This is a genomic window from Streptomyces sp. NPDC036984, assembly GCF_055607665.1.
Map to the genome: position 1 here is coordinate 134532 of NZ_JBVJRL010000012.1, position 21870 is coordinate 156401.

General features: G+C 74.8%; 22 protein-coding genes. 12 read left to right on the plus strand and 10 right to left on the minus strand.

The genetic code is table 11. From position 1 onward, the window contains the following. Positions 1–282: 282 nt before the first annotated feature. A complete protein-coding gene (locus ACZ7DL_RS22560; protein ID WP_470776339.1) occupies positions 283–1434 on the minus strand; it encodes a glycerate kinase in 1152 nt (383 codons plus the stop codon). Between the two features lie 150 nt (positions 1435–1584). Between ACZ7DL_RS22560 and ACZ7DL_RS22565 the strand changes: the two genes are divergently transcribed. Further along, positions 1585–2658: an ADP-ribosylglycohydrolase family protein gene (locus ACZ7DL_RS22565; RefSeq protein ID WP_470776341.1), complete on the plus strand. Its 1074-nt coding sequence runs from the start codon at positions 1585–1587 to the stop codon at positions 2656–2658. A gap of 28 nt (positions 2659–2686) precedes the next feature. Further along, positions 2687–3181 carry an NUDIX domain-containing protein gene (locus ACZ7DL_RS22570; protein WP_470776343.1) on the plus strand — a complete coding sequence of 165 codons (495 nt, stop codon included), beginning with the start codon at positions 2687–2689 and terminating at the stop codon, positions 3179–3181. Between the two features lie 4 nt (positions 3182–3185). Here the strand turns inward: ACZ7DL_RS22570 and ACZ7DL_RS22575 are convergent, their stop codons facing one another. Further along, on the minus strand, positions 3186–3386 hold the full coding sequence (locus ACZ7DL_RS22575; protein ID WP_470776345.1) for a DUF2191 domain-containing protein: 201 nt from the start codon (positions 3384–3386) through the stop codon (positions 3186–3188). 130 nt (positions 3387–3516) lie between these two features. Here ACZ7DL_RS22575 and ACZ7DL_RS22580 point away from each other — a divergent pair, with 130 nt between their 5' ends. Beyond that, positions 3517–4254: an SIR2 family NAD-dependent protein deacylase gene (locus tag ACZ7DL_RS22580; protein ID WP_470776346.1), complete on the plus strand. Its 738-nt coding sequence runs from the start codon at positions 3517–3519 to the stop codon at positions 4252–4254. Positions 4255–4259: 5 nt separating this feature from the next. Here the strand turns inward: ACZ7DL_RS22580 and ACZ7DL_RS22585 are convergent, their stop codons facing one another. The 3 genes from ACZ7DL_RS22585 to ACZ7DL_RS22595 all read right to left on the minus strand — a co-directional run bounded on the left by ACZ7DL_RS22585 (position 4260) and on the right by ACZ7DL_RS22595 (position 7233). Next, positions 4260–4751 (minus strand): methylated-DNA--[protein]-cysteine S-methyltransferase, encoded by a 492-nt coding sequence (locus tag ACZ7DL_RS22585; RefSeq protein WP_470776348.1) that lies wholly within the window; start codon positions 4749–4751, stop codon positions 4260–4262. Between the two features lie 9 nt (positions 4752–4760). Beyond that, complete coding sequence (locus ACZ7DL_RS22590; protein ID WP_470776350.1) at positions 4761–6239, minus strand: AlkA N-terminal domain-containing protein; 1479 nt, start codon at positions 6237–6239, stop codon at positions 4761–4763. A gap of 187 nt (positions 6240–6426) precedes the next feature. Next, entirely contained in the window at positions 6427–7233 is an 807-nt protein-coding gene (locus tag ACZ7DL_RS22595; RefSeq protein WP_470776537.1) for a methylenetetrahydrofolate reductase, read from the minus strand. Positions 7234–7565: 332 nt separating this feature from the next. Between ACZ7DL_RS22595 and ACZ7DL_RS22600 the strand changes: the two genes are divergently transcribed. Both ACZ7DL_RS22600 and ACZ7DL_RS22605 read left to right on the plus strand, forming a co-directional pair. After that, positions 7566–8273: a B3/B4 domain-containing protein gene (locus ACZ7DL_RS22600; protein WP_470776352.1), complete on the plus strand. Its 708-nt coding sequence runs from the start codon at positions 7566–7568 to the stop codon at positions 8271–8273. A 45-nt stretch (positions 8274–8318) separates the two neighbouring features. After that, positions 8319–10157, plus strand: coding sequence for an aminotransferase-like domain-containing protein (locus ACZ7DL_RS22605; protein WP_470776354.1), 1839 nt, complete (start codon positions 8319–8321; stop codon positions 10155–10157). Between the two features lie 80 nt (positions 10158–10237). On the opposite strand, the gene ACZ7DL_RS22610 is transcribed toward ACZ7DL_RS22605, so the two are convergent. The 5 genes from ACZ7DL_RS22610 to ACZ7DL_RS22630 all read right to left on the minus strand — a co-directional run bounded on the left by ACZ7DL_RS22610 (position 10238) and on the right by ACZ7DL_RS22630 (position 15337). Continuing rightward, on the minus strand, positions 10238–10537 hold the full coding sequence (locus tag ACZ7DL_RS22610; RefSeq protein ID WP_470776539.1) for a DUF7144 family membrane protein: 300 nt from the start codon (positions 10535–10537) through the stop codon (positions 10238–10240). Continuing rightward, positions 10534–11043 carry an O-acetyl-ADP-ribose deacetylase gene (locus ACZ7DL_RS22615; protein ID WP_470776356.1) on the minus strand — a complete coding sequence of 170 codons (510 nt, stop codon included), beginning with the start codon at positions 11041–11043 and terminating at the stop codon, positions 10534–10536. The genes ACZ7DL_RS22610 and ACZ7DL_RS22615 overlap by 4 nt, the downstream gene beginning before the upstream one ends. Continuing rightward, complete coding sequence (locus ACZ7DL_RS22620; protein WP_470776358.1) at positions 11040–12449, minus strand: phytoene desaturase family protein; 1410 nt, start codon at positions 12447–12449, stop codon at positions 11040–11042. Before ACZ7DL_RS22620 ends, ACZ7DL_RS22615 begins: the two co-directional genes overlap by 4 nt. Before the next feature lie 98 nt (positions 12450–12547). Beyond that, the gene (locus tag ACZ7DL_RS22625) at positions 12548–13393 is read right to left on the minus strand and encodes an inositol monophosphatase family protein (protein WP_470776360.1); all 846 of its coding nucleotides are present in this window, start codon (positions 13391–13393) and stop codon (positions 12548–12550) included. Positions 13394–13489: 96 nt separating this feature from the next. Beyond that, positions 13490–15337 carry a gamma-glutamyltransferase family protein gene (locus tag ACZ7DL_RS22630; RefSeq protein WP_470776362.1) on the minus strand — a complete coding sequence of 616 codons (1848 nt, stop codon included), beginning with the start codon at positions 15335–15337 and terminating at the stop codon, positions 13490–13492. 276 nt (positions 15338–15613) lie between these two features. Between ACZ7DL_RS22630 and ACZ7DL_RS22635 the strand changes: the two genes are divergently transcribed. The 7 genes from ACZ7DL_RS22635 to ACZ7DL_RS22665 all read left to right on the plus strand — a co-directional run bounded on the left by ACZ7DL_RS22635 (position 15614) and on the right by ACZ7DL_RS22665 (position 21830). Further along, positions 15614–16270, plus strand: coding sequence for a Crp/Fnr family transcriptional regulator (locus tag ACZ7DL_RS22635; protein ID WP_470776364.1), 657 nt, complete (start codon positions 15614–15616; stop codon positions 16268–16270). Positions 16271–16454: 184 nt separating this feature from the next. Beyond that, positions 16455–17273, plus strand: coding sequence for a hypothetical protein (locus tag ACZ7DL_RS22640; RefSeq protein WP_470776366.1), 819 nt, complete (start codon positions 16455–16457; stop codon positions 17271–17273). 32 nt (positions 17274–17305) lie between these two features. Continuing rightward, positions 17306–17635, plus strand: a complete 330-nt coding sequence (locus ACZ7DL_RS22645) for a hypothetical protein (RefSeq protein ID WP_470776368.1) — start codon at positions 17306–17308, stop codon at positions 17633–17635. Beyond that, complete coding sequence (locus ACZ7DL_RS22650; protein WP_470776370.1) at positions 17625–19700, plus strand: hypothetical protein; 2076 nt, start codon at positions 17625–17627, stop codon at positions 19698–19700. Before ACZ7DL_RS22645 ends, ACZ7DL_RS22650 begins: the two co-directional genes overlap by 11 nt. Positions 19701–19752: 52 nt before the next feature. Then, a complete protein-coding gene (locus ACZ7DL_RS22655; RefSeq protein WP_470776372.1) occupies positions 19753–20472 on the plus strand; it encodes a hypothetical protein in 720 nt (239 codons plus the stop codon). Next, on the plus strand, positions 20469–20741 hold the full coding sequence (locus tag ACZ7DL_RS22660; RefSeq protein ID WP_470776374.1) for a DNA-binding protein: 273 nt from the start codon (positions 20469–20471) through the stop codon (positions 20739–20741). The genes ACZ7DL_RS22655 and ACZ7DL_RS22660 overlap by 4 nt, the downstream gene beginning before the upstream one ends. Positions 20742–20882: 141 nt before the next feature. Further along, positions 20883–21830, plus strand: coding sequence for a hypothetical protein (locus ACZ7DL_RS22665; RefSeq protein WP_470776376.1), 948 nt, complete (start codon positions 20883–20885; stop codon positions 21828–21830). The last annotated feature ends 40 nt before the right edge of the window (positions 21831–21870 follow it).

Consider the following 21870-nt stretch of genomic DNA (forward strand, 5'->3'; position numbering starts at 1 on the left):
GCCCGAGACCGCGGCGGGACTCGCGCGACGCGCGACGGCTGCGGCGGGACCCGTGGGACGCGCAGCCACGGGGAGACGCGCGACGGCCGCGGCGGGACTCGCGACGGCCGCCATGTGGCTCGCCACGGCCGCCGTGTGACTCACCACGGCCGCCATGGGAGTCACGACGGCCGCCATGGGAGTCGTGTGACGGGCGGTGCCTGGGACGGGAGTCCTGCGGTCGGCCGAGGTGGGTGGGTGGGTGGGTGGGGGCAGGGGGTCTGGTGCGGAGCCCCGGGGGGCTCAGTGCAGGTGGTTCTCGGCGATGTGGGCCGCGACCCGCTCCAGGATCGGTCCGGCGTCCGCGATGCACTTGGCCACGTCCGGCTCGACCGACGTCAGCGGGTAGGCCTGGGAGATCCCGGCCCGCAGCAGCGCCTCCGTGGGCAGAGCGAGCCGCCCGCACACCGCGACCACGGGCTTCCCCGCGGAGCGAGCCGCCGCGGCCACCCCCGCCGGCGCCTTCCCGTGCAGCGTCTGCTCGTCCAGCGACCCTTCGCCGGTGATGACCAGCGAGGCCCGTTCCAGGGCGGGCGCGAAGCCCAGGACGTCCAGCATGACCTCGATGCCGGGCCGGAACCGAGCCCCGAGCAGCAGAGCGCCGTACCCGATGCCGCCGGCGGCACCCGCGCCCGCGGACGCCGCGTACTCCGCCGCCCGCGGCCCGACCTCGGCCTCCAGGACCTTCGCGAAGTGGGCCAGCGCCGCGTCCAGCGTCTCGACGTCCTCCGGCGAAGCGCCCTTCTGCGGGCCGTACACCGCCGGCGCGCCCTTCGGCCCGGTCAGCGGGTTGTCGACATCGCTCGCGAGTACCAGCTCGACCGAGGACAGCCGCGGGTCCAGGCCGGAGAGGTCCGCGCGAGCCAGCGCGGCCAGCCCGCCGCCGCCCGGGGGCACCGGCTCACCCTCTTCGGTCAGGAACCGGGCGCCCAGCGCGGACAGCATGCCCGCGCCGCCGTCCGTAGTGGCGCTGCCGCCGACGCCGAACACGATCGTCCGCGCGCCCGCGTCCAGCGCGGCGCGCAGCAGCTCCCCGGAGCCGTACGTCGAGGCGGTGAGGGGGGCGAAGACCCCGGCCGGGAGGCGCTGGAGTCCGCTCGCCTCGGCCATCTCCACGACCGCGGTGCCCTCGCGCAACGCGAACGCGGCCGTCACCTCCTGGCCGAGCGGTCCGGCGACCCTGATCTCGTGTCGTTCGAAGCCGGCCGCCACGGCCGCGTCCACGGTCCCGTCGCCGCCGTCGGCCACGGGCAGCGCCTCGACCTGAAGGTCCGGCACGACCCGGCGCAGCCCGGCCGTCACCCGCTCGGCGACCTGCACGGCCGTCAGTGAGCCCTTGAACTTGTCCGCTGCGACGAGCACCCGACGGGTCTCGTTCTCTCCAGCGTCCGCCACCTTGTCTTCCCCTTGCTCTCCGGGCCCCGCACACGTCGGGGCCAGTCGCGCCGCTGTGACGATAACCGCAGGACACCCCCGCCGTCATGCCCCGCCCGAACCCTGGGAAACCGCTGAGAGCCGGCTGGGCAAAGTGGGTACACCCCTGCCATGAACACCGAGCGCACCCGACCGGACCTCGCCGACCGCGTCCACGGCGGCTGGCTCGGCCGGATCGCGGGCAACATGCTCGGCAAGCCGGTCGAGCAGGGCGAGGTGTGGACCCGCGACCGTATCGACCGCTATCTGCGCCGGGCCGCGGCCCTGCCGCTGACCGACTACCTGCCCGAGCCCGCCGACCCGGCCGAAGCCGCCGTGCTGCGTCCGGAGTGGCGCTGTTGCGTGCGCGGCCGGATCCACGGCAGCTGCCGGGACGACGACGTCGACTACGCGATCCTCGGTCTGCACCTGCTGGAGACCCATGGCCTCGGCTTCAGTACCGAGCAGGTCGGCGACCTGTGGCTGCTCAGGCTGCCGTATCTGCAGACCTTCACGGCGGAACGGGCGGCGTACCGGAACCTCGCGAACGGGCTGAAGCCCCCGCTGACGGCGACGTACGACAACCCGTACCAGGAGTGGATCGGCGCGCTGATCCGGGCCGACGTCTACGGCTGGATCTGCCCCGGCGATCCCGGGCGGGCCGCCGGACTGGCCCGCCGGGACGCGGTGCTGTCGCACACCGGCAACGGCGTCTACGGCGCCATGTGGGCCGCCGCGCTGATCTCGGCGGCCTTCACCGCGCCGACCGTCCGGGACGCCCTGGACACCGCGCTCACGGTCGTCCCGGCGAGCAGCCGTCTGGCCCGTACCGTCCGCCGGGTCATGACCCTGCACGAGACGCGCCTGCCCTGGGAGGAGACCCTGGCCACGGTGTCCGCGGAGACCGCCGGGCTCGGCTGGATCCACACGGTGCCGAACGCGGCCGTACTCACCGCCGGGCTGCTGTACGGGGACGGCGACTTCACGCGGACCATCGCCCTGACCGTGCGGGGCGGCCTGGACACCGACTCCAACGGGGCGACGGCCGGCTCGGTGGCCGGCGTCCTCACCGGGGCGGACGCCATCCCGGCCCAGTGGCGGGATCCGCTGCAGGACACGGTCCGCAGCGCGGTGTTCGGCTTCGACGGCGTACGGATCAGTGCGCTGGCCGAACGCACCCTGCGCCTGGCGACGAGCGGGACATAGCGGCGCAGTGGCTGGTTACCCTTCCTGAATGACCACCACTCCTGACTTCGCCGCGTACATCGCCGGCCTGCCCCGTGTCCTCGCCGGTGCCGCCGCGCTCTTCCGGGACGCCGAGGGGCGGGTGCTGCTCGTCGAGCCGAACTACCGTGAGGGCTGGGCGCTTCCGGGCGGGACCGTCGAGTCCGACGACGGGGAGACGCCGCGGCAGGGTGCCCGCCGGGAGACGCTGGAGGAGATCGGGCTCGACCGCGAGCTCGGCCGGCTGCTGGCCGTGGACTGGGTGCACGGCGCGGGCCGGCCGCCGTTGGTGGCGTACCTGTACGACGGCGGTGTCCTGACCGAGACCGACCTGAAGGCCATCCGGCTCCAGGAGGAGGAGCTGCTGTCCTGGCGCCTGGTCTCCCGCGAGGAGATCACCGACCACCTGCCCGGCGCCCTCGGCCGCCGCGTCCTGACCGCCCTGGACGTCCTCGCGGACGGCTCCGGCACGGCGGAGCTGGAGAACGGCCACCGGGTGGCGTGACCGCTCAGCCCTCCGGGTCCCGCGGCCGCGCGTCCACCTCGCGCAGCGCCTCGTCCCGGGTGGCGGCCCGCGCCTCGGTCCGGTGCCCGCGCTCGATGTAGTCCCGGACGACCAGTTCGATGGCGTCCTGCGGGTTGCCGACCCCGGCGAGCACCATGACTTCCACGACGAGCTGGGCATCGAGTGAGACGGTCACTTTGGCCATGCCGGGACGCTAGCACCGGCTGCGCCCCGCCGGACCCGGATCCGCCGACCCCGGTGACCGGTCCGCGCGCCGGCTCGGCCGGGCGATATCCGTTCGCGGGAGCCCACGGGCCCGGCCTACCCTCGTGGGCATGGCCAAGCCTCTCGTCGCCCTGCTCAGCGGGGCCGGTATCTCCACCGACTCCGGGATTCCCGACTACCGCGGCCCGAACGGGCTGTGGCGGCGGGATCCGGAGGCCGAGAAGCTCGTGACGTACGACCACTACATGGCGGATCCGGAGATCCGGCGGCGGTCCTGGCAGATGCGGCGGAAGAACCACGCGCTCCGGGCCGAGCCGAACGCGGCGCACCGGGCCGTCGCCGAGCTGGAGCGGTCCGGCGTCCCGGTGCGGGTCCTCACGCAGAACGTGGACGGGCTGCACCAGCTCGCCGGGATGCCCGCCCGCAAGGTGCTCGAACTGCACGGCAGCGCGCGCAGTGTGCTGTGCACCGGGTGCGGGGCGCGGGGGCCGATGGACGAGGCGCTCGCCCGGGTGGAGGCCGGTGAGGAGGACCCGGCGTGCCTGACGTGCGGGGGCATCCTGAAGTCGGCGACCGTGATGTTCGGGCAGCGGCTGGATCCGGTGGTGCTCGGCCAGGCTCTCTCGATCAGCAAGGCGTGCACGGTGTTCCTGGCCGTCGGCAGCAGTCTTCAGGTGCAGCCCGCCGCCGGTCTGGTCGGTGTCGCCGCCGACAACGGCGCCCACCTGATCATCGTCAACGCCGAGCCGACACCGTACGACGAGCTCGCGCACCAGGTCGTCCGGGAACCGATCGGCACCGCGCTGCCCCCGCTGCTGCGGGGGCTGGCCCGGGAGTTCGGCGACTAGGGGCGTCAGAACAGCGCGGTGCCGCGTTCGAAGTCCAGCAGGCGCTGTTTGCGGTGCAGGCCGCCGCCGTAGCCGGTGAGGCTGCCGTCGGAGCCGATCACGCGGTGGCAGGGGACGATGATGCCGATCGGGTTGCGACCGTTGGCGAGGCCGACGGCCCGGGAGGCGCCGGGATTGCCGAGGGCGGCGGCGAGTTCGCCGTAGGTGCGGGTCTCGCCGTACGGGATCCGCGTCAGCTGCTGCCAGACGCTGCGCTGGAACGGCGTCCCGCGCAGTCCGAGCCGTACGGTGAACTCCCTGGACCCGCCCGCGAAGTAGGCGCTCAGCTGCTCGGCCGTCTCGGCGAACACCGGCAGGGTGTCGTCGCGCGGGCCGAACCTCTCCTCGCCGGGTCGGTGCCGCTGGTCCGCCATGTACAGGCCGCACAGGGCGCCGTCGGCGTCGGCGACGAGGGTGAGCGGACCGTAGGGGCTGTCGGTCGTGGTGTGGTGGTTCACGGAAGTCCCTTACTCCGGAAGGAAGTTGATCGGGTGGCTGTCGGTCGCCCACAGGTACTGCACCGCGTACGCCCGCCAGGGCCGCCAGCTCGCCGCGCGGGCGGTGAGCGCGGCCGGGGTGGACGGCAGACCCAACTCCCGTGCGGCGCGCCGGACACCGAGGTCGGTGGGGAGGAACGCGTCGGGGTCGCCCAGGGCGCGCATGGCGATGACGTCCACCGTCCACGGCCCGAAGCCGGGCAGCGCGAGCAGCCGGGCGCGGGCCTCAGCCCAGTCGGCCTCCGCACCCAGGTGCAGGTCCCCGTCGGCGAGTTGCCGGACGAGGGTGGTGAGGGTGGCGCGCCGGGTGCGGGGCATCGCCAGCGTCTCGGGGTCGATACCGGCCAGCGCCTCGGGAGTGGGGAAGAGGTGGGTGAGGCCGCCTTCCGGGTCGTCCAGTGGCTTGCCGTGGGCGGTGACCAGGCGGGCCGCGTGGGTGCGGGCCGCGGCCGTGGACACCTGCTGCCCGAGCACGGCCCGGACGGCGAACTCGGCCTCGTCGACCGTGCGCGGCACCCGGCGGCCCGGGGCGCGGTCGACCAGGGGCGCGAGCAGCGGGTCGGTGCGCAGCCGGTCGTCGACGGCGACCGGGTCGGCGTCCAGGTCGAGCAGACGGCGGCAGCGGCTGATGGCCACGGGGAGGTCGCGCAGGTCGCTGAGCGTCAGCCGGCAGGCGATGTGGTCGGGGCGGGGGGCGAGGGCGACGATGCCGTGGCCGTAGGGCAGCCGCAGGGTGCGCCGGTAGGCGCTGTCGCGCCACTCCTCGACGCCGGGCACGGCGGTGGCGGCGAGGTGGCCGAAGAGGTTGGAGGGGTTGAGCGGGGCGCGGAACGGCAGCCGCAGGGTGAGCACGCCCGGCGTACCCGCGCCGCTCCTCGGCGCCCGGCCGCGCAGCTCGCTCGGGGACAGCGCGAAGACCTCGCGGACGGTGTCGTTGAAGGTGCGGATGGAGGAGAAGCCGGCCGCGAAGGCGACCTCCGCCATGGGCAGCGGGGTGGTCTCGATGAGCAGCCGTGCGGTCTGGGCGCGCTGGGCGCGGGCGAGCGCGAGGGGTCCGGCGCCCAGCTCGGCCAGCAGTTGCCGCTCCACCTGCCGGGCGCTGTATCCGAGCCGGGCGGCGAGTCCGGGGACGCCCTCGCGGTCCACGACCCCGTCGGCGATCAGCCGCATGGCGCGGGCGACCAGGTCGGCGCGCTGGTTCCACTCCGGGGAGCCGGGGCTGGTGTCGGGCCGGCAGCGCTTGCACGCCCGGAACCCGGCCTGCTGGCAGGCGGCTGCGCTCGGGTGGAACGTCATGTTCTCCGGCTTGGGCGGCACGACCGGGCAGCTCGGCCGGCAGTAGATCCGGGTGGTCAGCACGGCCGTGAAGAACCAGCCGTCGAACCGTGCGTCCTTGGACTGCACGGCGCGCACGCAGTGCTCCCGGTCGAGGTGCATCCCTGTCTGCATGCGTCCAGCATCGGCCACCGCCCACCCCGGCCGCTGGCGGAAATCCGACATGTACGTGGGTCTGGCCAGGGACCCGGCGGTATCCGGCCAGGGACCCGGCGGTGCGTGGGACAGGAGTCCTCCTCGCCGCCGCACCGACCGGCACGGGAATCGGTCCGGGGGTGGCGTCTCGGGAACGGGCGGCGTCCTAGGACAGGCTCTGCTGGCGGAACCGGGTGATCCACTCGGCGGTGGCACGCAGTCCGCCGAACGTGTAGAAGTGCACCTTCACCTCGCCGTGCCGGGCGGCGTCGTACCGCTCGGCCAGGGTGTGCAGAAAGCGGTCCGGGCCCGTCGTACCCATGAGGTTGGTCAGCGAGAACCCGTACTTGCGGGCGACGGAGGCGCTGGTGCCGATGCCGAAGCGGGTGGCGTAGCCGAGCAGCCGGCGCACGCCCGCCGGGCCGGGGACGCCGATGCGGACGGGCAGGTGCACCCCCCGGGCGCGCAGGGCCTCCAGCCAGGTGAGGACGGGGCCGACGTCGAAGCCGAACTGGGTGATGACGTCGCCGGTGAACCGGTGGGCCCCGATGGCCGCCGCCTTGTCCGTGAGCGCCGACCACAGGTCCGGCTCGGCTATGCCGGGGTGGCCCTCCGGGTAGCCGGTGATGCCGACGTGCCGCACGCCGTGGTGCCGGAGCAGCCCGGTGCGCAGTACGGCCAGCGCGTCCGCGTAGGGGCCCTCGGGCCGGGCGGGGTCGCCGCCGACGACGAACACGTTCTCGGCGGTGCCGTCGGCGGCCAGCCCGGTCAGGAACTCCTCCAGGGCGAGCCGGGAGGGCAGCCGCCGCGCGGAGATGTGCGGTACGGGCACGAAACCGAGCCGCTTGGCCGCGCGGGCGGCCGCGAGACGCGTACCGGTGTCCTCCCCGGCCAGGAAGGTGATGTTGATGCGGGTGCCCGGCGGGATGCTGTCGCGCGCCTCCTCCAGCCCGGGCACGTCCTTGCCGGTCATCTCCAGGGAGAAGTCGTCCAGCAGGGAGGTGCCCTGCCCCGGGCTCCCGGCGCCGTGCGAGCGGGGGGGACCGCCCTCGGAGGGGGCGGTGAGAGCGGGGTTCATCGTGCTCCTCGTACTCCTCGTACGGCTGTGGTCCTGGCCCCGGCCGATGATGTCACGCGGTCCGCCGGGGCCTGTCGCCAGGGCCGCCGGCCGCGGTTATGGACCGGTCGCCCAGGCCCTGTTTGGCCCTGGCCAAGGGGCCAAGAGCTGGGCAGGGTGGTGAATCCGATCACCGAGGAGGACCTGTTGAGCGTTTCGTCCGACCCCCGTACGCGAGCGGAGGTGGCGTGACCGTGCGATTCCGGCATGCCGCCCCGGTCTGGGCCGCCTATCCCGAACTGGCCGCCGGCGCGCTGTACGCCACCGGCATCGGCACCCCCACGGACACCGGGCCGCGCGCCGCCGCGTACACCGCCCGGGCCGTGGCACGGCTGGCTCACGCCACCGAGGGCGAGTTTCCCGAGGTGCTGGCGTGGCGGCGGGCCTTCACCCGGATGGGGCTGAAACCGACGCAGTACCGCTCCGCGTCGGAGTCGCTGCTGCGCCGGCTGCGGAAGGAAGGGGCACTGCCGCGCATCCATCCGCTGGTGGACCTGTGCAACGCGATCTCGGTGGCGTACGCCGTTCCGGTCGCGGCGCTCGACGTCGACCGGATCACCGGGCCGCTGCTGGAGGTCCGCCAGGCCCGCGGCGACGAGACGTACACCGCGTTCGGCGGCGGCACCGAGCATCCCGCGCCCGGCGAGGTGACCTTCGCCGACTCGGCGGGCCGGGCGCACGCCCGCCGCTGGACCCATCGGCAGAGCGGGCACTCGGCGGTCGGCGAACGCACCGGCCGGGTGCTGGTGGTGGCGGAGGCGATGCACGACGGCGGCGCGGAGACCGTCGCCGAGGTGCTGAAGACGGTCGAGGAGGAGGTGGCGGCGCACTGGGCGGCCGCCACGGCGTCGGCCGTGCTCACCGTGGCCGCACCGGAGTTCGTGTTCGGGCAGTGACCGGGCCCGCCGGGACGGCGGCGGCGCGTGACAGCATGAGCAGGCATGAGCAGGGTGGACGAGGGGCGGGACCCGGCGGAGCCGGCGGCGGACGTGCCGGCGCGCGGCTCCGACTTCCTTCAGCTGGCGGTCGATGACGTGCCCGCAGGCGGGAAGACGGAGTGGCTGGCCGGACGGCTGCGGCAGGCGATAGCCGACGGCCGGCTGGCCGTGGGCAGCAGGCTGCCGCCCACTCGGGTGCTCGCCGCGGAACTGCGTGTCTCGCGCGGGGTGGTGACCGAGGCGTACCGGCGCCTCGCCGAGGACGGCCACCTGGCGGGCCGCCGACGCGGAGGCACGGTGGTCCTCGCGGCACCGTTCCCGACGGCACCCACGCTTCCGGGCGAGGAGACCGCGGATCGGGCGGCGACCGGCATGGGGGCGCCGGGCGCCGGGGACGGTGGTGCCGCGGATACCGCTGGTGGACCGTCGGCCCGGGGGCGCGATGGCGGGGCCGGGCGTCGCGAGGACGCGCCCGGCAAGTCGCGCGCGGGTGTCGTCGGGGGGCCGGCGGCCCAGGGGCCCGGCGGAGCGCAGGCGGGTGCCCCAGGCGGGCGGTACGCCGGACAGCCCGGGGCAGGGCCGGAAGAGGGGTCGGGTGGGCGGCACGCCGTGCGGTTCGGTACAGCGCGGGCCGCGGGTCCCGGTGGGCCGTGTGCCGGGCAGGCTGGTGGTGGGGGCGGTGGGCCGTGCGCCGGTGACGTCGGCGGGCTCTTCGGGGGTGAACCCGGTGCCGAGGTTTTCGACGTGTTGCGGGCCGTCCCGGCCGCTGTCGACTTCACGCCCGGCCGGCCCGATCTGAGTACGTTTCCGCGGGCCGCGTGGTTGCGGGCCGAGCGGGCCGTGCTGGGCGAGCTGTCCGCCGAGCATCTCGGGTACGGCGACCCGAGCGGCGCGCCCCGGCTGCGGCGGGCGGTCGCCGATTGGCTCGCGCGCGTGCGGGGCGTACGGGTGGAGCCGGACGCGGTGCTGATCGTCGCGGGCACGGCGCAGGCGCTCACACTGCTGCACCCGGTGCTGCGGGCGGACGGCGTCGACGCGGTGGCGGTGGAGGACCCCGGCTCGCTCGGGGCCCGCCAGCACCTGGGGAACGGGGGTCTGGCCACCCCGCCGGTGCCGGTCGACGAGGAGGGCGTACGGGTCGACGCGCTGCGGGCGACCGGCGCCCGGGCGGTCCTGCTGACGCCCGCCCATCAGTTCCCGACCGGCGTGGTGACCAGCGGCGAACGTCGGCGCGAGCTGCTGGAATGGGCGCGGGACGGGGGTCTGATCCTGGAGGACGACTACGACGCGGAGCACCGCTACGACCGGCCCCCGGTGCCCGCGCTGCGGGCGCTGCTCGCCGACCGGGTCTGCTACATGGGCAGCGTGTCGAAGCTGCTGGCGCCCGCACTGCGGATCGGCTGGATGGTGGCACCGGCCCGCCATCGCGCGAGGCTGGTCGACGCCAAGCGGTTCAACGATCTCGGCAACGCCGTGCTGCCGCAGCTGGTGCTGGCCAGGCTGATGGAGTCCGGTGAACTGGAGCGGCATCTGCGGATGGTGCGCGGGCGCCACCGCCGGCGCCGGGACGCGATGATCGCCGCCCTCGCCGAGCATCTCCCGGGCGCGCGGGTGCACGGCGCCGCGGCGGGCCTGCATCTGACGGTCACGTACGTCTCGGACGTACCCGACACCGAGTTCGCCGCGGCGGCGCTCGCCCGCGGTGTGAAGTGCCAACCGCTCTCCTGGCACCGGCAGTCGCCCGGCCGTCCCGGCCTGGTCCTCGGTTACGCGGCCGCCCCGCCCGGTGTCATCGCCGAGGGCGTGGCGCTGCTCGGCACGACCCTGCGGGCGCTGGGCTGACCGGCGCTTCGGGCCGCAGCCGACCAGTTCCTGACGGGACGCCAGGACCCGGATCACGAAGATGTCGATCGCCATCGTGATCACCGGCCAGGCGGGCGCGTACGGCAGAACAGGAACTGCGCGATGCTGGGCGACACGAGGAACAGGCCGGCGAGACGGGCCCGGGCCATGTCCCTGAGCAGTCCGATGCCGGTCAGCAGGACCAGGGCGCCGATGATGATGTGGATCGTGCCCGAGCCGGTGAGGTCCGTCTTGCAGACGCAGGCGCCGATGCGGAGGTGGACGTCGTCCCCGGCGATCGCGGCGATCCCGCGGAAGACGGCGTGGATGACGCCGTTCGGGTGAGTCCGGGGCCGCTGTGCCGCGGCAGCGGCCGTCAGCCGGCCAGGCGGGCGAACGCCTCGTACGCCCGCTCGTCGAAGAGCACGAACCGGACCTCCTGCACGGCCGTCGGCGTGCTCCGCACCGCCTCCACCGCGATCCTGGCCGCGTCCTCCATCGGCCAGCGGTAGACGCCGGTGGAGACGGCCGGGAAGGCGACGGTACGGGCGCCGAGCTCGTCGGCGACGCGCAGGGACTCGCGGTAGCAGGAGGCGAGCAGGTCGGAGCGGTCCTCGGTGGCGGACCAGACCGGGCCGACGGTGTGGATCACCCAGCGGGCGTCCAGCGCGCCCGCCGTGGTGGCGACCGCCTGGCCCGTGGGCAGGCCCTTGCCGTACCGGGAGGCGCGCAGCCTGCGGCACTCCTCCAGGATGGCGGGGCCGCCGCGGCGGTGGATCGCGCCGTCCACCCCTCCGCCGCCGAGGAGGGAGGAGTTGGCCGCGTTGACGATCGCGTCGGCGCTCTGCCGGGTGATGTCGCCTTGGACGAGGGTGAGGGTGGTCATGTCTGCCGCAGCCTCCGCCACACGGCCTTGGCCGCGTTGTGACCGGACATGCCGTGGACGCCGGGGCCCGGCGGAGTGGCCGAGGAGCAGATGAAGACGGCCGGGTGGGGGGTGTGGTACGGGAACAGGGACAGTTTGGGGCGCAGCAGCAGCTGGAGCCCGGAGGCCGCGCCGCAGGCGATGTCGCCGCCGACGTAGTTGGCGTTGCGCGCGGCCATCTCGGCGGGTCCGGCGGTGGCGCGGGCGAGCACGCGGTCGCGGAAGCCGGGGGCGAAGCGCTCCAGCTGGCGTTCTATGGCGTCCGTGAGGTCACCGGACCAGCCGTTCGGCACATGGCCGTAGGCCCAGAAGACGTGCTTGCCCTCGGGGGCGCGGGTGGGGTCGGCGACGCTGGGCTGCACGGTGATCATGAACGGCTTGTCGGGGGCGCGGCCCTCCCGGGAGGCGGCGCGCAGGGCGGAGCCGATCTCGGCCTTGCTCGCGCCGATCTGGACGGTGCCGGCGACGCGGGCCTCGGGCGCGGTCCAGGGCACCGGGCCGTCCAGCGCGTAATCGATCTTGAAGACACTGGGGCCGTAGCGGTAGTTCGCGTAGTAATCGCCGAAGCCGGCGATGCGGGCGAGCGCGGTGGGCGAGGTGTCGAAGATGTAGGCGCGGGCGGGCGGCAGGTCGTCCAGGCGCTTGACCTCGTAGTCGGTGTGCACCTCGCCGCCGAGGTCCGTGAGGTAGCCGGCGAGGGCGTCGGAGATGGCCTGGGAGCCGCCGCGGGGCACCGGCCAGCCGCGGGCGTGGGCGGAGAGGGCGAAGACCAGTCCGATGGCGCTGGTGGCCAGGCCGTCGAGGGGCGCCATCACATGGGCGACCAGGCCGGCGAAGAGGGTCTTGAACCGCTCGTCCCTGAAGCGGCGCATCAGCCACGTGGACGGCGGGAGCCCGACCAGGCCGAACCGGGCCAGGGTGACGGGGTCGCGCGGGAGCGCGGTCAGCGGCAGGGACATGAAGTCTTGTACAAGCATGTCCCAGTGGGCGAGGAGCGGCTCGACCAGTCTGCGGTACGGGCCCGCGTCGCGCGGTCCGAAGGAGGCGGCGGTCTCGGCCACCGACCGGGACAGTACGGCCGCGGTGCCGTCCAGGAAGGGGTGGGCCATGGGCAGCGGGGCGTGCAGCCATTCCAGGCCGTACCGGTCGAGCGGCAGGGCGCGGAAGGCCGGGGAGTTGATGCCCAGGGGGTGGGCGGCCGAGCACGGGTCGTGCCGGAAGCCGGGGAGGGTCAGCTCCTCGGTGCGGGCGCCGCCGCCCACGGTGGGCTGCGCCTCGAAGAGGGCCACGGAGAAGCCGCGGCGGGCCAGCTCCACGGCAGCGGTCAGTCCGTTCGGTCCCGCACCCACCACGACCGCATCGAGCATCGACGGCACCTTCGGACCCCTTCGTCAGCCGATGGCCATTCGAGATCAGGATATGCCGGAGGACCGGCACTCCCCCGGACCGGGTGGCCCCGGAGGGCTCAGGACGCGCTGCGCAGCAGGCCGGCCACCCGGCGGGCGGTGGCGGCGTCCCGGGCGGCGGTGAACGGCAGGGCGTTGCCGCCGGTGACGCGGAACGGCTCGCCGGTCATGGTGAGGTGCGTGCCGCCCGCCTCCTCGACCAGGAGCAGACCGGCCGCGTGGTCCCAGGCGGCCTCCCAGGAGAACGCGACCGCGTCCAACTCACCCCGGGCGACGGCGAGATACTCCAGGCCCGCGGAGCCGCACGGGCGCGGGGCGAGGCCGTCGGTCCACAGGGCGCGCAGCGCGCGCTTCTGCTCGTCGGTGGTGTAGTCCGGGTGAGAGGTGGCGACGACGAGGTCCCGGCCGGGCGCCGGCGGGCCGGCGAACAACCGCTCCCCGTCGAGGAAGGCGCCCCGGCCGCGGACGGCGGTGGCGAACTGGTCGCGCGCCGCCGCGTAGGTCCAGGACGCGGCCACGACACCCCGCTGGACGAGGGCCACCAGGGTGCAGAAGCCGTCGTCACCGTGCACGAACTGGCGGGTGCCGTCGACCGGGTCGATGATCCAGACCGGTGCGTCGCCCTGGAGCGCCTCGTACACCGCCGGGTTGGCGTGGACCGCTTCCTCGCCGACCACCACCGAACCGGGCAGCAGGGCGCCGAGGTCCTCGGCGAGCCGCAGCTCGGCGAGGCGGTCGGCGTCCGTCACCAGGTCGTGCGGGCCGCTCTTCTGGTCCACCTCGTCCGCGGCGAGGCGGCGGAAGCGGGGCAGGATCTCGGCCGCGGCGGCCTTGCGGACCGCTTCCTCCACGTCGGCCGAGCAGCGGGCGAGAAACTCCTCGATGGTTTCCGTCTCTTCGATCATGTCCCCCATGAGAGCACGCCCCACTGACAATCCCCGCCCCCGGCCGGTGTACGCGGGGTGGATCGGGGGTGAAGAACGGGGGCCCCGGCGCGGCCGTCAGCGGCCGACGGCGTACCCCTGCATCCCGCGCGGGTTCGCCGCCGCCGACAGCACGCCGGTCTCCGGGTCCCGGGCCACCACGCACAGGCGTCCTTCGGACCAGGCGGGGCCGACGGTGACGTCGTGGCCCCGCCGCCGCAGCTCCTCGATCACGCGGGGGGCGGTGCGGGACTCCACGGTCACGCTGCCGGGGCGCCGGCCGCGCGGGTGGAAGGAGCTGGGGAAGCTGTCGTTGTGCCAGTTGGGGGCGTCGATGGCGCCCTGGAGATCGAGGCCGCCGCGGACGGGGGAACGCAGGGCGACGGCCAGGAAGAAGTGCAGCTGCCACTGGTCCTGCTGGTCGCCGCCGGGTGTGCCGAACGCCATCACCGGCACGCCGTCGCGCAGCGCCAGGGACGGGGTGAGGGTGGTGCGGGGGCGGCGCCCGGGGGTGAGGGAATTGGGCAGCCCGTCTTCCAGCCAGGCCATCTGGAGGCGGGTGCCGAGCGGGAAGCCCAGCTCGGGGACGACGGGGTTGGACTGGAGCCAGCCGCCGCTGGGCGTGGCCGCGATCATGTTGCCCCAGCGGTCGACGACGTCCAGGTGGCAGGTGTCGCCGCGGGTCGGTCCGTCGGCGGCGACCTCGGGCTCACCGGGCGGCCTGGTGACGGCCGGCTCGCCGGACAGGCCGGCGACGGTCGGCTCGCCGGCACCCATCGGGTCGAAGCCGCGCTCCGCGCCGGCCGGCACGCACGCGTGTGCCTGCGCGGGCAGCCGCGGGGTACGCCCGCCGGGGCTGCCGGGGCGCAGGTCGTGACAGGCGCGCTCGCCGACGAGGGCCCGCCGCGCGGCGTTGTAGTCGTCCGACAGCAGATCCGCGAGGGGCACCTCGGCGGCGTCCCCGTACCAGGCCTCGCGGTCGGCCATGGCGAGTTTGCAGCCCTCGATCAGCAGGTGGAGGTGGTCGGCGGAGCCGTGGGCGGGCAACTCGGGCGGCAGCAGGGCGAGTTGCTGGAGCAGGACGGGGCCCTGACTCCAGGGCCCGGCCTTGCACACGGTCCAGCCGTTCCAGTCGTACGTCACGGGGGTCTCGTAGGTCGCCGACCAGCCGGCGAGGTCGGCCTCGGTGAGCGTGCCGGCGTGCCGCTCACCGCTGGTGTCCATGGTGGGCCGCCGGGACTGCCGCACCAGCGCCTCGGCGATGAAGCCGGAGCGCCACACCTCGCGCGCGGCGTCGATCCGGGCTTCCCGGCCGCCCGCGCCGGCGGTCTGCGTCAGCAGCCGCTTCCAGGTGGCGGCGAGCGCGGGGTTGCGCAGCAGCGTGCCGGGCCGGGGTGCCCTGCCGCCGGGCAGGTACAGCTCCGCCGACGAGGTCCACTCGGTCTCGAACAGCCGCCGTACGCTCTCGACGGTCAGGCCGACGTTCTCCACGGGCGCGTGCCCGTGTTCGGCGTATCCGATGGCGTACTTCAGGACGTCGTCGAGGGACTTGGTGCCATGGTCGCGCAGGAGCAGCAGCCAGGCGTCGAAGGCGCCGGGCACGGCGGCCGCGAGCGGTCCGGTGCCGGGTACGAGGTCCAGCCCCAGCCCCCGGTAGTGGGCCACCCTGGCGCCGGCCGGGGCCACGCCCTGCCCGCACAGGACGCGCACCGCGCCGCCCGCCGGGGCGAGCAGGATCGGGACCTCACCGGCCGGCCCGTTGAGATGCGGTTCCACGACGTGCAGGACGAACGCACCGGCCACGGCGGCGTCGAAGGCGTTGCCTCCGTCCTCCAGCACCGCCATCGCCGACTGGGAGGCCAGCCAGTGGGTGGAGGAGACCATGCCGAAGGTGCCCTGGAGGGTGGGACGGGTGGTGAACTGCATCTCTCACCTCGCTGTCGACGGGCCTCGCGCTCGGCGAGCGGTCCGCGTCCGCCCCGCGCCCTCGGGAGCGTGCGCCCCGGCGAGGCCGTTCGGTTGGTCCGATCAGCGTGCAGGCTATCGAGCACCGGCGGCGGTGATCAGGCTCGTACGATCACGCCCGCCGCTCGGGGCCGTATCTTGAGCGCAAGCGGGCCTCATCCGGCAGGAGAGGACAGCCGGGAGACAGAAACGATCAATCGGCCCCGAGAGCTCCGTCCGTCCTCTACTTTTCATCGCATGAGCGAACAGAGCCCTCTCTCGCCGCCCACGACGCTGCGCGACCTGGCCCCCGTGGCGGCGTGGCGGAAGCTGACGGCCTTCCCCGTCCGGCCGCACCCGGCCGGGCAGACCCTGCTCCGCCAGGGAGAAGCCGGGACGCATGTACTGGCCCTGATCCAGGGCATGGTGAAGGTGGTCCGCAGGAGTGTGGACGGCCGGGACAAACTGCTGTCCTTCCGCGGGCCCGGAGAAGTGCTTGGCGAGATGGCGGTCCAGGACGGGGACGCCCGGCTCGCCGACGTCCAAACTATTACGGATTGCAAAGTCTCCTGCGTTCCGGCGGCCGCGTTCCGGGCCCTCGTGAAGGACTACGACCTCACGGAGAAGCTGAACCGGCTCGCGCTGAGCCGGCTGCGGGAGCAGACCGAGGCCGGGGAGGGAGACCTCGATCAGCGGCTCGCGGCGACTCTGCTGCGCCTCATGGCCCTGTCCGGCGAGCACTCCTTCCGCCTCACCCGACTGGAACTGGCCCAGCACCTCGATGTGGGCCGCGGGTCCGTCAGCGAGGCGCTGCGGCGCCTCGGGCCGGGCTGTGTGCGGGCCGGCCGGACCTCCATCGAGATCATCGACGAGGGGGGACTGCGCCGTGCGCTCGGGCAGCGGCCCGCCGCCTGAGCCGAAGCCTCCCGGAGCAGCGCCGGAGCCGACCGTGATGCCCGTCACGCTCCATCGGTTCTGAGGGAGCAGAACCCTCCCCGTTCCTCCGCGAAGCTCGTGGGGCCGGCCACCGGCGCCCCCACGTCCGCCACAAGCGGCTCCAACCCCCTTGAGCCCGGCGGACCTTCGCGGAGGAGACACGATGCACGACAGCGGTTTCGAACTGCCCCCGGCCACTGCGGTCCCCTACTCCCGCAGCCGGCCGCTTCCCCCTTACCGCGGCATCCTGGCCGTGGACATGAAGGGCTTCACCGGACGTCCGGCCATCGAGCACGAGGTGATCAGCCGGGCGGTGCCCGAACTGCTCCGGACCTCGCTGGAGCGCGCCGGGCTGGCGGACGTGTGGAACGGCCGGCTGTTCCCCGCCACCACCGGTGACGGTTACGTCCTGGGCTTCGATCCCGCGCTGATGCCCCTGGTGATCCACCCCTGGCTCGACACGCTCCAGGACGTCGTCGCGGAACTGAACGTCCACGCCCTCGGCACGGCCCGGATCAGGCTGCGGGTCAGCCTGCACATCGGCCCGCTGCCCGACACCAAGGACGCGTTCGGCGGCAACGGAACCGCACGCAACGACACCCACCGCCTGCTCGACTCCCGTCCCGTCAAAGCCGTCCTGGCGCGGTCCAGCGAGAACGTCACGCATGTGGCGGCCATCCTGTCCGACCGCTGCTACCAGGACGCGGTCGCGAGCGGGTACACCGGGCGGCACCCCGACCACTTCATCGAGGTCCCGGCGACCGTCGACGGCAAGACGTTCACCCAACGGGCCTGGCTCCATGTGCCGTTGCCGTCCGGTCCGCTGCCGGACCAGGGCGCCCCGGCGGCGCCACAGGACAACCCCGGCCCCGCGGCGGGTCGCGACGGGGCGTGCCGGATGCGGATCGTCAGCGCCCCGCACGGAAACGTCAACACCGGCACGGTGCACGGAGGCCAGAGCGTCAGCACCCACCACCACTGAGTCCGATCCTCCTGTCAGCGAAGGAAACAGCCATGCGCGATCACGAACAGGCGGCCGAGCCCGGGGCGGGCGTCCGCCGGAGGACACCCGCCTTCCTCGCACCGGCCGGTCTTCCGTACCCCTGGCCGGGCCCGGCCGGCGCAGACCGGCACGACGAGGACGGCGGCGAGACCGCGGCCCGGGAACAGCGCACGGAACCGGCGGCCGGCACCGCCGCCGGGCCGGGAGCCGCGGCGGCGCACGTCACGGTGCTCGGTGCGGAGCGCGGCACCATCAACACCGGTGCCGCGCACGGCGGGCAGTACCTCACCCACGTCGACGTGTCCGGCCGTCCGGTCCGGGAGGCGGACCGTGGGGCCTGAGACCGGTACGGACGACAGCCTCGGCACCCTCCTGCCGGAACTCGCCCGCAACCGGGCGACGGTGATCGTCGCCCCCCAGGGAACCGTCAACACCGGTGAGGTGCACGGCGGTCAGCGGACCGTGTGGACCGCGTCTCCCGCGCAGGACGGCCGGGACGTGGCGCCGGCACGCCAGGGACCGGTGCGGGCGAAGGAGCTCCAGGCGGCCCGGCAGCGCTTCGCCCGGCCCACCGGCTACACCGAGGGACTCGACGCGCTCGACCACGGCGTCCTGTTCGTCCTCGGGGCGCCCGGCACCGGCCGGCAGACGCTGGCGCTCAGCCTTCTGGCGCACGGCTGCGCCGACCCGGCGCTGGTCCAGGTCGACGGTGCCGTGGAGCTGGCCCACTGGCGGCCTCGTGCGCGCGGTGTCGACGGCTATCTGGTCATGGACCTGAGCGATCCGCTCGCCCTGCGGTCCTGGGACGTGGCGGACCTCGAGGCGCACCTGGCCAAGGCCGGCGCGCGGCTGGTCGTGGTCCTGGAGGAGACACCGGGCCTGGCACGCGCGCTGGAGGACCGCCTCGGCGTGCGGGTGCTGCGCCACCGGCCGCCGGATCCGATGGAGGTCTTCTCGGCGCACTTCGCGGGCCTGTGCCCGGACTCCCGGGAGCGCGCCCGCCGCCGCAAGCAGCTCGGGCCGGACGCCCTCGCCGCTCTCCTGCCGCCCGGTCTGCCGCCGGGCCGAGCGGTCCAGGTGGCCGAGGCCCTGGCCCGTGTGGGGCCCGACGGCCGGGTGCGCCCCGCGGAGCTGACGGCCCGGCTCGCCAGGGCCGAGGCCACGCGGCTGCTGGCCCGCGCCGAGGGCGACCCCGGCCGCACGGCCCTGCTGTTCGCGGTCTGCGTCCACGAGGGCCTGGACCGGGACACCGTCCTCGGCCGGGCGGCGGACCTGCTCGGCATGCTCCGCACCCGGCTCGACCTCGGGTCCCCGCCGCAGACGGCGCCGCACGCCGGCGGCGCGAACCGGCCGGCGCTCGCCCTGCCGCGGTCCGCCTGGACCGGGGCACCGTCCTCGGCACCGGGTCGCCTGGCGGACGTCGGGGCGCGGTGCACGGTCCCCGAGGACGGCGACGCGAACGGGACCGTCGCCTTCCTGTGGCCCGCGGTGAGCGAGGCCGTCTGGGACGAGGTCTGCCGGGAGCGGGCCGAGTGGCTGCCCCCGCTGCACAGCTGGCTCGGCGCGGCCGAGAGCGAGGAGCAGGCGGAGTGCGCCGGGCGCGCGGTGACCGCCCTGGCCGTCCGCACGGCCGGGCGGAGTCTGGAACTCCTCGGGGACCTCCTCGGCACCGGGCCGGAGACGGCCGTGGAGGTCGCGGGCCGTGCCCTCGCCGCGGCCGCGGGCCGCTCCCCCGCCGCCGCCAAGGCGCACGCGCTGCTGGACCGGTGGAGCGGCGCGCCCGAACGCGCGGTGCGCTCCGCGGTCGTGGTCGCGTGCCGGCCGGACACGGAGGGACTGCCGGCGGCGTCCGCCCTGCGGCTGCTGCGCCGGGTGGTGGACGCCCTCGGCGGCGACGAGGACGCCACTGCGACGGCCCTGCACGTGTCGGGGACGCTGGTGCTCCGGTTCGCCGCCGGGACGAGCGGGACGCGCGAGGCGATCGTGCGGGAGCTGGCCGCCTGGGCGCACACCGAGGACCTGGCGGGACTGCTGGCCACCCTCGTGTTTCCGGCCCTCGTCGCCGAGGACTGGAGCTGGTTCGGCGACCGGCTGTCCGCCGGCCGGGAGGCCGCGGATCCCGTCGTCGCCCTCGTCGGCGCCGCCCTGGACGAGGCCGCGGCCTATCAGGCCATGCGGGACGCGCTGCTGATGTGGTGCGCCGGTGCGGCCGGGGCCGCGGCACGCGAGCGACAGCTGGACGCTTTGTTCGCCCGGCTCGTCGCCGGCCGCCGGCCCGGTTGCCTGCGGCTGCTGATGTCGATCGAGCGCGCCGGAGAGACCACTCCCGGCAAGGCGCTCGCCGAACGGTCCCTCGCCGAGTGGCGCGGCGGACCCGGGGCGGCCGCCGCCGGCCGGCCCGCGTGATCCTCCCCCGCCATGCAGGACACCCATGCCCCCGAGGACAAGGAGATCGACGATGTCGTCATCCCCGTACTCCAGTCTCTTCGCCCGCGTGGAGCGGGACCTGGGAAGCCGGAAGCCGCTGACCGGACTCCGGCTGGACGACGGATCCGGCACCGCCGGCACCGCCCTGACCCCCGCCGAGGCCCGCGGCGTGCTCTACGACCGCTCGGCGCCGGCCGCCGTGCGCAGCGCGCTGTGGCACCGGATCGCCGCACTGTCCCACGAGGACACGGACAAAGACGGCTGGCGGCTGGGCGCGGTGTGGCTCGCGCTGCCCGGTCTGCGCCGCCACGCCGCCACCATCGTCCACCGGTTCGGCACCGACCGGGACGACGTCGAGGCGGAGATGCTGACCGCCTTTCTCGAAGCCCTGCGGACGCTCGAGCCGCACACCCCGGATCCCGGCTCGGTGCTGCTGCGCTCCGCGTGCACCCGTGCCTGGAACACCGCCCGGCAGGCGCGGCCCGAGAGGCCCGTGGAGGACATCCAGTGCACGGCGGACGCCCTGCCCGGCCGGGGAGCTTTGTGGCAGGCCGAGTTCGACGGCCGGGACCGGCCGGACGGACTCGCCGCGACCCTGCGGATCACCGTCCCGGCCGACCGCGCGGAGGGTGTCCGCGTCGGCGCCCTGGCCGGGGAGTGGGGCCTGACCGAACGGGTCGCCACGGCCCGCCGGCTCCAGCGGGGCCGCCGGGTCGGCACGCTGTCCCTGCGGCCCAGGAGCCGCGGATGACCGGGCGCCCGCTGACCCCGCTGACCTTCCGTGAGGTTCTCGATCTGCCGGTCAGTGTCGACCTGAGGACGGCGGCCAGGGCGTACGGCATGTGCATGGCCACCGCCTACCGGCTGATCGCCCTCGGTACCTTCCCCTGCGAGACGGTCCGGGTCGGCCACCGTCATCGCGTCCTCACCGCCCATCTGCTGTCCGCGCTGGGCATCGAGGAGCGGCCCGTCTACGCCGACGACCTCGGCGACGGCGTGGCGCTGACCCTCTTCGACTGAGCCGCCCCGGGCGGGCCCGTCCGCGCCGCCCCGAGGCTCACCGCTTCTTCCCGACTGTTCACCCACCGGAGGTACTTCGTCATGCCCACATGTCTCGCCCTCGGTCCCACGGCACTCTTTCACGAGGAGGTCGTGCGACCCGTGTGCGAAGAACTGGAACTGTCCCTGATCCGTGCCGACCAGCTCACCGACCCGAGCCCGCTGGGCGACCGGCTCGTCCGGCACCTCCTCGAGGAGGACGTGGTCGTCGCCGATCTCACCGGGGGCCATCCGTCGGTGGTCGTCGGGCTCGGTGTCCGGCATGCCGCCGGCCGGCGCACGGTGCTCCTGGGGCAGGCCGGGACGCTGCCGGCGGACCTCGGGGCGCTCCCGGCCCTCGAGTTCCCGCCCCTGCCCCTCGGCCGGGCCGAGGCGCGCGCCCTGCTCCGGGAGGCCCTCGCCGAGGCGCTGGACCTGGCCGCCGTACCGGCGGACGACCGGGACGGCGACGAGGCCGCGCACGCGGGGGCGGAGGTTCCGGCCGCGCTGGAGGAGAGCGGCCTCGGAGTGCTGGAGCTGGCGGTCGCGGCCGAGACCGAGATGGAGGCCATGGCGGAGGACATGGCGATGGTGGAGGCGGCCTTCCAGGACCTGGCCGCGATGGGTGAGCTGTCCGCCGAGGACATGGTGCGGGCCAACATGCCGGGGACCCCGATGAGCGCTCAGCTGGCGGCCGTCAACCGGTTCGCCAAGTCCATCGAGGGCCCCTCGGACGAACTGGAGGCGGCGGCCTGGCGGCTCGCCGCGCGGATGGAACTCACGCTCGGCGCGCTGCGCGCGTTCCTGGAATGGGCCCGGGACACCCCGCGCTCGGAGTGGCCGGACAACGTCGACCCCCTGCTCGACCAGGTGATCGAGCAGGCGCGGGAGATGCGGGAGGCGGCCACCACCGTCGAGGAGTTCGGGCCCATGCTCCTGTGGATCGGCCGGACCAGCAGCCGGCTGCGCAAGCCGAGCCGGAAGATCGCCGCCTCCCTCCGCACGCTCCTCGGGATCCTGTCGCCGTTCGAGGAGTGCGAGCGCATGGCCTACACGCTGAAGCAGGGCTGACCCGGCCGGCGCGGGCCGGCCGGTCCCGGCGCCCCCGGGC

What these genes read in the sequence shown, in the direction of transcription:
- ACZ7DL_RS22565 (WP_470776341.1), top strand. Translation starts at nt 1,585, where the DNA reads ATGAACACCGAGCGCACCCGACCGGACCTCGCCGACCGCGTCCACGGC.
- ACZ7DL_RS22570 (WP_470776343.1), top strand. Translation starts at nt 2,687, where the DNA reads ATGACCACCACTCCTGACTTCGCCGCGTACATCGCCGGCCTGCCCCGT.
- ACZ7DL_RS22575 (WP_470776345.1), bottom strand. Translation starts at nt 3,386, where the DNA reads ATGGCCAAAGTGACCGTCTCACTCGATGCCCAGCTCGTCGTGGAAGTC.
- ACZ7DL_RS22580 (WP_470776346.1), top strand. Translation starts at nt 3,517, where the DNA reads ATGGCCAAGCCTCTCGTCGCCCTGCTCAGCGGGGCCGGTATCTCCACC.
- ACZ7DL_RS22590 (WP_470776350.1), bottom strand. Translation starts at nt 6,239, where the DNA reads ATGCAGACAGGGATGCACCTCGACCGGGAGCACTGCGTGCGCGCCGTG.
- ACZ7DL_RS22595 (WP_470776537.1), bottom strand. Translation starts at nt 7,233, where the DNA reads ATGACCGGCAAGGACGTGCCCGGGCTGGAGGAGGCGCGCGACAGCATC.
- ACZ7DL_RS22605 (WP_470776354.1), top strand. Translation starts at nt 8,319, where the DNA reads ATGAGCAGGGTGGACGAGGGGCGGGACCCGGCGGAGCCGGCGGCGGAC.
- ACZ7DL_RS22615 (WP_470776356.1), bottom strand. Translation starts at nt 11,043, where the DNA reads ATGACCACCCTCACCCTCGTCCAAGGCGACATCACCCGGCAGAGCGCC.
- ACZ7DL_RS22620 (WP_470776358.1), bottom strand. Translation starts at nt 12,449, where the DNA reads ATGCTCGATGCGGTCGTGGTGGGTGCGGGACCGAACGGACTGACCGCT.
- ACZ7DL_RS22625 (WP_470776360.1), bottom strand. Translation starts at nt 13,393, where the DNA reads ATGATCGAAGAGACGGAAACCATCGAGGAGTTTCTCGCCCGCTGCTCG.
- ACZ7DL_RS22630 (WP_470776362.1), bottom strand. Translation starts at nt 15,337, where the DNA reads ATGCAGTTCACCACCCGTCCCACCCTCCAGGGCACCTTCGGCATGGTC.
- ACZ7DL_RS22635 (WP_470776364.1), top strand. Translation starts at nt 15,614, where the DNA reads ATGAGCGAACAGAGCCCTCTCTCGCCGCCCACGACGCTGCGCGACCTG.
- ACZ7DL_RS22640 (WP_470776366.1), top strand. Translation starts at nt 16,455, where the DNA reads ATGCACGACAGCGGTTTCGAACTGCCCCCGGCCACTGCGGTCCCCTAC.
- ACZ7DL_RS22645 (WP_470776368.1), top strand. Translation starts at nt 17,306, where the DNA reads ATGCGCGATCACGAACAGGCGGCCGAGCCCGGGGCGGGCGTCCGCCGG.
- ACZ7DL_RS22655 (WP_470776372.1), top strand. Translation starts at nt 19,753, where the DNA reads ATGTCGTCATCCCCGTACTCCAGTCTCTTCGCCCGCGTGGAGCGGGAC.
- ACZ7DL_RS22660 (WP_470776374.1), top strand. Translation starts at nt 20,469, where the DNA reads ATGACCGGGCGCCCGCTGACCCCGCTGACCTTCCGTGAGGTTCTCGAT.